Origin of the sequence: Burkholderia sp. E168m23, from assembly GCF_016586125.1 — a bacterium.
GTDB classification, from domain to species: domain Bacteria; phylum Pseudomonadota; class Gammaproteobacteria; order Burkholderiales; family Burkholderiaceae; genus Burkholderia; species Burkholderia orbicola.
This window is the reverse complement of the sequence record NZ_BCPP01000299.1, coordinates 1-7063: the sequence shown is the minus strand read 5'-3', so window position 1 is coordinate 7063 and position 7063 is coordinate 1. Positions and strand designations below refer to the sequence as shown.

Annotated in this window: 7 protein-coding genes; 1 reads left to right on the top strand and 6 read right to left on the bottom strand. The window is 65.8% G+C overall.

Going from position 1 to position 7063, the window contains the following annotated elements; genetic code table 11:
* From JMF90_RS16895 to JMF90_RS16870, 6 genes are all read right to left on the bottom strand, one after another.
* Positions 1-778, bottom strand: a 778-nt coding sequence (locus JMF90_RS16895; RefSeq protein WP_201325247.1) for a ChuX/HutX family heme-like substrate-binding protein, incomplete at its 3' end; no start/stop codon positions are given.
* Positions 779-827: 49 nt separating this feature from the next.
* Complete coding sequence (locus JMF90_RS16890; RefSeq protein ID WP_011548990.1) at positions 828-3095, bottom strand: TonB-dependent hemoglobin/transferrin/lactoferrin family receptor; 2268 nt, start codon at positions 3093-3095, stop codon at positions 828-830.
* Between the two features lie 227 nt (positions 3096-3322).
* Positions 3323-3550 (bottom strand): hypothetical protein, encoded by a 228-nt coding sequence (locus JMF90_RS16885; RefSeq protein WP_006480384.1) that lies wholly within the window; start codon positions 3548-3550, stop codon positions 3323-3325.
* 189 nt (positions 3551-3739) lie between these two features.
* Positions 3740-4123 carry a DUF6232 family protein gene (locus JMF90_RS16880; protein ID WP_011548991.1) on the bottom strand — a complete coding sequence of 128 codons (384 nt, stop codon included), beginning with the start codon at positions 4121-4123 and terminating at the stop codon, positions 3740-3742.
* A 123-nt stretch (positions 4124-4246) separates the two neighbouring features.
* Entirely contained in the window at positions 4247-4507 is a 261-nt protein-coding gene (locus tag JMF90_RS16875; RefSeq protein ID WP_011548992.1) for a DUF2866 domain-containing protein, read from the bottom strand.
* A 218-nt stretch (positions 4508-4725) separates the two neighbouring features.
* Positions 4726-5883 (bottom strand): porin, encoded by a 1158-nt coding sequence (locus JMF90_RS16870; RefSeq protein WP_011694874.1) that lies wholly within the window; start codon positions 5881-5883, stop codon positions 4726-4728.
* A 594-nt stretch (positions 5884-6477) separates the two neighbouring features.
* On the opposite strand from JMF90_RS16870, the gene JMF90_RS16865 reads away from it, so the two are divergent.
* A partial coding sequence (locus tag JMF90_RS16865) for a MetQ/NlpA family ABC transporter substrate-binding protein (RefSeq protein ID WP_201325246.1) occupies positions 6478-7063 on the top strand: 586 nt, incomplete at its 3' end.

The following is a 7063-nucleotide window of genomic DNA, read 5'->3' as shown; positions in this document are numbered from 1 at the left end:
TGATCGGCTGGCCGCTCTTCGCCGCCTGTTCGAGCACGTGGCGCAACGCATGCGCGGTTTCGACCGGATACGCGTAGTGCGGATCGGCGAGGCGCAGCGCCTGCATGCGGCTCACGCCGAAGCGCTGCGTGATGCCGAAGAACTGGTGCGTGTCGGTCATCGCGTCCCATGCGGCGCGAAAGCCCGCGACGTCGATTTCGGTGTCGGCGCGCTCCGGCGTTTTCGGGGCGGCGGGCACGACCTCGAGGCCCGGCTCCTGCGACGGCGCGCGCCAGCGTTCGACGAACGCGTCGTACGCGGCATGATCGCTGTGCGCGCGCAGGTAGACCTTGTGGATCGCGTGACCCTGCGCATCGAAGAACTGCAGGCTCTTCAGCGGGCCGTGCGCGGTCTCGTCGCGCACCGCGAACGCCGACACCCAGTGACGATAGAAGATGCGCAGGTCGATGTCGCCGAGCGCGAGGCCGATCGGGCCGTCGTGGCTCATCTGCGCGTACTCGCCATCCTTTTCGTGGACGGCCGTGTCGTTGCGCGTCAGCGCCATCACGCGGCCGAGGCGCGGCATTTCCTCGAACATCGCCGGAAAGCGCGCGTCGAGCCGCACGACGTGCTCGCCGACGAACGCGGCGAGCGCCTCGCCTTCGCTGACGCCGAGCGCCTGCGCGACGTCGCGGTTGCGCAACTGGCGCTCGGTCTTGAGCTTGATGAACGCGTCGCGCAGCGCGGCGGCCGCGCGGGCCGGCGTGGCGGATTGACCGGGAAGGGCGGATTGCATCATGTCGGACTCCTTCGAGTAACGGTTGGGGTGGGCGCGCGGGCAACGCGCATCAGAAATCCACTTTCATGCTGACGGCGACCGTGCGGCCGGGCGACGAATATGCGTCGAGCACCTGCGAATCGGCCGCGATGCCGCGCACGTCCGACCAGTTCCAGTACTTGCGGTCGAACAGGTTGCGAATGCCGATCGTCGCGCTCACGTGCTTGTTGAAGCGATAGCCGCCGCGCAGGTCGACGACGAACGACGACGGCGGCGTGAAGCACGCCTTGTTCGAACAGTCGGACTTGTCGACGTCCTTGTCGCGTTTGGCGGCCTGGAACAGCAGGTCGGTCTGCACGAACCAGCGTTCGGTCGGCTCGTACCGCACGCCGAACACGGCCGAGAACGGGTTCACGGTATTGAGCGGCTGGCTCGCCGCGCCGTCGTTCTGCGTCGAGCCCTTCGTGAACGCCATCGCCGTCTTCAGCGTGATGCCGTTCGGCATCACCCATTCGGCGCGGCCTTCGAGGCCGTGGATGCGCGCGTCGGCGAAGTTCACGTACTGGAACACGAACGGGTCGACCGGCCGGCCGCTGCCGGCGAGCGTCGTACGCGAGATGAAGTTGCGGTAGCGGCCGGTGAAGGCGGCCGCGCTGTAGCGCACGACGCCGTAGCCGGTGCCGGCCTTGCCGCGCAGGCCGGCTTCGAACGTGTCGCTGGTTTCGGGCTTCAGGTTCGGATTGCCGATCGACGTGTAGCCGTACACCGGGTTCGAGAAGCTGCTGTTCACCTGGTCGGGCGTCGGCGCGCGGAAGCCGTGCGCGTACTGCACGTACGGAATGACCGCTGGAGTGATTTCGTAGAGCACGGCGACGCGCGGCGACAGCTCGTTGGCGCTCGTCGACACGGCCTTGCCGGTGAACAGCGGATCGTTTTCGGTCGGGCTCAGCCGGTACGTGTCGAAGCGCAGGCCCGGCGTGACGAGCAGGCGGCCGTAGCCGATCTGGTCCTGCACGAACGCGCCGAACAGCGTGTAGTCGGTGTCGGGAAACGCCTTGTTCGGGAACGCTTCGCCGACGCCCGGCACCGTGCCGTCGCGCAGGTTCGTCACGCGCGACAGGCTGCCGTCGACGCCGTACAACAGCTTGTGCGCGAGCGGGCCGGTCGAAAAGCCGCTTTCGGCGAACGCGGCGCCGCCGAACGTGCGTTCCTTGTACTGGTTGTCGCGCGAACGCGAGGGTAGCCTGCCGCGCGTCTCGAACGCGTACTGGTCCTGCTTCGCGTCCTGGTAGTAGAACTGCACGTGCGCGGTCTGGAACCAGCGGAACGCGTCGTCGCGAAAGTCGTAGTCGACGCTGAAGCGGTTGCGCTCGAGCCGGTCGTGGGTCGTGAGGCCGAGCGTGGCCGGCGCATTGATCGCCGACAGCACGTCGGTGCTCACGCGCCGCTGCACCGTTTCGGCGGTGAACTTGATCGTGTCGCGTGTGGTGGGCGTCAGCACGAGCTTGCCGAGCAGCGATTCCGAATACACGTCCTGCGGATTCGACGTCGTGCGCAGCGTGCTCGCCGAATTGTTGTCGCCGCGCGTGTCGACCTCGTGGCCGCGCCGGCCGTCGGCGATGATCATCCCCTGGATGCGATCGTTGCCGCCCGCGGCCGATACGGTCGCGCCGATGCTGCGGTCGGTCGAGTCGTAGCTCGGCCGGAACGAGAAGTAGTAAGGCTTGTGGTAGATCGACAGCAGGTCGCGCGGGTCCTTCGTGATGAAGTTCACCGCGCCGGTCAGGCCGTCGCTGCCGTACAGCGCCGACGCCGGCCCGCGCAGGATCTCGATGCGCTTGAGCGTGTCGAGATCGGCGTAGTCGCCGCGGCCCGCTTCGAGCGGACCGAACGAGAACGCGTTCGGCAGGCGGATGCCGTCTTCCATCAGCAGCACGCGATTGCCTTCGAGGCCGCGGATGTTGATGCTCGAATCGCCGTCGCGGCCGCCGCCGAGCGCGGCGCTGCCGGGCCGGTACGCGGTGCGGCGCACCGTGATGCCCGGCTCGTAGCGCAGCGCGTCCTTGATATTGGTGGCCTGTTGCTCTTCGAGATCCTCGTCGGTGATCACCGACACGGACGCCGCCGTGCGGCTCGCCGCGGTGGCGGTGCGGGTGGCCGTGACGGTGACGGGATCGAGCAGCGCCGCCTCGCCGCGCGCGGATGCGGCGGTCAGGACGGCGGAAGGCGGGGGGGCGCCTTGCGGCGACGAATCGGCGTGAGCCGGGGCGGCGGACAGGCCGAACGCGCCGAACAGCGCGGCACAGATCGGCCGCCGCGCCAGCGTATAGCAATGCACAGGTGGTCTCCCATTGACGATAACAAGCCCGAAGGCTGGCTGGGTGACGCGTTCACCTGGCTGGCCCGTTTGCGCGCGGCAAGCGGCAAACGGCGATTTGAAAGGCAACTGACAACTTTACCAGTGTAAATGAGAATCATTATCAATTCAAGGACGCAAAACGGCTCGTGCGAGTGAGCACTCGCCGGCGCGGCTCGGGCGAGCCGTGGGGAAGGTCTTCGAGAAACTCAGGCCAGCGCTTCGATGCGGATCAGCAGGTTGCGCGCATGCGCGATGAACGCGTCGTGCGTGGCGCGATCGCCATGGCTCTCGATCCCGGCCTGTTCGGCGAACGCGATCTGTTCGGTGTAGAGCTCGACGAGCGCACGGCGCGTGTCGGGGGGAAGCGCACGGATCATCGACACGATCAGCAGTTCCTGCGCGCGAAGCATGCCGGACAGCGATTGAGCGTTCATGCTGGCCTCCTCGGACGATGCGGCGGGGAGCCGCTCCTTCCATACTAGGCGGTCGGCGTCCGCCGTGGAGGCGAGGTGCGTGCGGGGCGGCGGGCGGTATGCGATGCGACGCGCACGCCGCGCGAGCCGATATTCGCCGCGAGTATGTGCGGCCCGCGCGAACCGGCGCGGGCCGCATGCGAAGGAAAATCAGCCGGCCGCGGTGGCGGACTGCGCATCGCGCACGATTTGCGCGACGCGTTCGACGAATTCGGCGTCGACGCTCGACAGCGCTTCGCGCTTGCCGTCGGGCATCTCGACCATCAGCCGGTACGTGATGTCCTGCGTGGCCCACGCGAGATAGCCGACGACGACGAGCATCACGCCGACCACCAGCGCGGCGCTCGATGCGCCGATGCCGCCGGCGACGGCGATGGCCGCGCCGATCAGCGAGATCAGCGACGGCACGAGACGGTTCTTCGGAATCTTGACGACGTCGACGTGGCGGATGTCACGCAGCGAGAATACCTGCCCGGCGGCCGACAGGCCGTTGCGCGTGACCATGACGCCACGTTCGTTGAATGCGTTTTCCATCGTGTGTTGCGTGGACGAAAACGCGCAGCGTAGCAGGTTTCGTTGCCGCGTCAAACGAGACCGACTGCCGCACGATGCGTGCGGCGTGGCCGACAGACGGGAAGCGGGGGAGCGAAAATGCGTTCAGAACTGCAGTCGGCCGTCGCCGTAGAGCCGGCCGGGCACGTGCGACGCGACGACCTCGGCGATCTCTTCGTCGGTCGATTCGGCCGGCACGATCTGGCGCCGCGCGGGGGCGTCGAGATGCATCGTCCATTCGACGAGGCGATACGGGCGGCCCCAGGGGCGCTGCATTTCAACCGAGACGCGGCAGCTCTGGACCGGCAGCGAGTGTTGGCACGTCAGAATCGCGTGCAGATGGCTGAAAACGGTATCTTCGATCATCATGGCCTCCGATCCTGTCTTGTGGGCAATCGATGGCGGCGCCGTCGGCGTTTAAAAAAAAAGCCGCCGATGCTCAGGCGGCCAACAGGGGGGGTGAGAGCATCCTCTCAGCCCAGAATTAAGCGAAACTTAAAAGCCTATAAAAAAGCGCCCCGCGTGGAGCGGGGCGCTTCTTGCCGTCGTGATCCGCGCGTGACGCGGACAGTTAAGCGGATGCTTTAGAACTTGTGGCGGATACCGATACGTGCGGCGATCTGGTTCTTCGAACCCGTACCCGACGTATTGAAGTAGCTCGTGCTCGAACCGATCTGCGCTTGCACGCCCTTGCCCGAAGCCTGCTGGTACACGACCAGACCGTACACGTCCGTACGCTTGCTGAGTGCGTAGTCGGCGATACCGTTGACCTGGTTCCAGTGCCACGAGTTGCCGTTCTGCGTCGCGTTCGTGTACGTGTAGCCGAGGCCGCCCGACAGTGCCGGCGTGAAGGCGTACTTCGCGCCTGCTTCATACGCGTTGTAGAACGTGCCGCCCGCGCCCGACACGGTCGAGAACTGCGTACGCGTCCACAGCAGCCATGCCGTTGCCGGGCCCCAGACGTAGCGGCCACCCACGCCGTACGTGCGCAGGTCGCGGACGTTGCCGGTGCTCAGGTTCGCGATCGTCGTCGAGAAGCCGGGCGTCGACTGGCTCGGGTAACGGATGTCCGTGTACGCCGCGCCGACCGAGACCGGGCCGTTCGCGTAGTTCAGGCCGAAGCTGTATGCGCGCGACGAGCCCGCGGTCGTCGTCGTGCCCGTCGTCGTGGCCGGTGCGCCTGCGAAGTCGGTCGAGTTCGAGAAGCCGTACAACGCGCCGAACGTGAAGCCCGAGTAGTTCGCGCTCTGGAACTTCACGGCGTTGTTGATGCGGCTCGACGTGAGCTGGTCGATGTCGTTCACGTGGTACGCGTAGTTACCCGCGACCGTGTTGCCGCCCGTCGAGTAGTTCGAACCGAGGATGTCGGTCGAGAACGAGTACTGGCGGCCGAACGTGACCGTGCCGTATTGCGACTGGCTCAGGCCGACGTAGGCCTGGCGACCGAAGATCGCGCCACCCTGGCCGATCGTGCCGTTGCCGCTGTTGAAGCCGTTTTCGAGCACGAAGATCGCCTTCAGGCCGCCGCCGAGGTCTTCGGTGCCGCGCAGGCCCCAACGGCTGCCCTGGGCCACGCCGTCGTCGTACTTGAACAGCTTGCCCGTGCCGCCGTTGGCGGTCTTGCTGTGGTTCACGTAGCTGATACCGGCATCGATGACGCCGTACAGGGTCACGCTGCTTTGTGCGTGCGCCGTGCCGGCCGTTGCTGCCAGGGCGGCGATGGTCAACAGTTTCTTGTTCAAAGGATTCTCCGAGCGAATAAATGGCGTGTCCAGTTGCGGTTCCGGCGCTCTCTATGGGCGCTTTCACGGACCGGCGCAACTTTATCGGCGGGCCACGTAATGAATATGACAGCGACTGTCATATGAAGAATGTGTGGTGCCGATGCGACATTAGGGCCTGCTTGCATAGGGAACGTGCATGCGTTGCCACGAGAACGGCCGCTCGCGAGGCGCGCGACGCCGCGAATACTCGCGTATTCGCAAGGAGCGCAACGCGGCGAGCGGCCGTTCTCGTGGCAACCCCAAACTAAAAATTCAATCCACGGGAATGCCTGAAATCGCCCGCATGGCGGCGTCGTTCGTCGCTTGTTTGGCGCGGCCAAACGGCGCTCCTCACTCCTGGCCCTGCGAGCGATTTCAGGCATTCGCATGCACGTTCCCTATGCAAGCAGGCCCTAAATTCTGCCCGGTTGTGCCATTGGTGGTTATACCGAATTCGCCTGTCATTCGATTCCGATCCGGAATATGCACATGAAATAAGCTTGGTTGGCAGCGTCCGGAGCCTCGTGCCACGATCCGTCCTCCAACAATTGACACGGGACAAGAGGACACCACATGCGACGTTCGATCCTGACCGGCCTCGGCGCACTCGCCGCCGCGCTGGCATTCGCCGCGCCCGGCGCGCACGCCGACTCCCAAACGCTGAAGATCGGCACGATGAGCGGCCCCGACGCGCAAATCTGGACCGAAGTGACGAAGGTCGCCGCGCGCGAAGGCCTCGCGATCAAGGTCATCGAATTCAACGACTACGTGCAGCCGAACGCGGCGCTCGATGCGGGCGACCTCGATGCGAACGGCTTCCAGCACCAGCCGTTCCTCGACAGCCAGATCAAGCAGCGCGGCTACAAGATCGTCAACGTCGGGCTGACCTACACCGCGCCGATGGGCTTCTATTCGAAGAAGATCAAGTCGCTGAAGGATCTGCCGGTCGGCGCGAAAGTCGGGATCCAGAACGATCCGTCGAACGGCAACCGCGCGCTGCTGCTGCTGCAGAAATACGGCGTGATCAAGCTGAAGCCGGGCGTCGGCGCGAACGGCGTGAACGCGACGCCGCTCGACATCGCCGAGAACCCGAAGAAGATCAAGATCGTCGAGCTCGATTCCGCGCAGTTGCCGCGCGCGCTGCCCGATGTCGACGCCG

What these genes read in the sequence shown, in the direction of transcription:
- JMF90_RS16885 (WP_006480384.1), bottom strand. Translation starts at nt 3,550, where the DNA reads ATGAACGCTCAATCGCTGTCCGGCATGCTTCGCGCGCAGGAACTGCTG.
- JMF90_RS16880 (WP_011548991.1), bottom strand. Translation starts at nt 4,123, where the DNA reads ATGGAAAACGCATTCAACGAACGTGGCGTCATGGTCACGCGCAACGGC.
- JMF90_RS16875 (WP_011548992.1), bottom strand. Translation starts at nt 4,507, where the DNA reads ATGATCGAAGATACCGTTTTCAGCCATCTGCACGCGATTCTGACGTGC.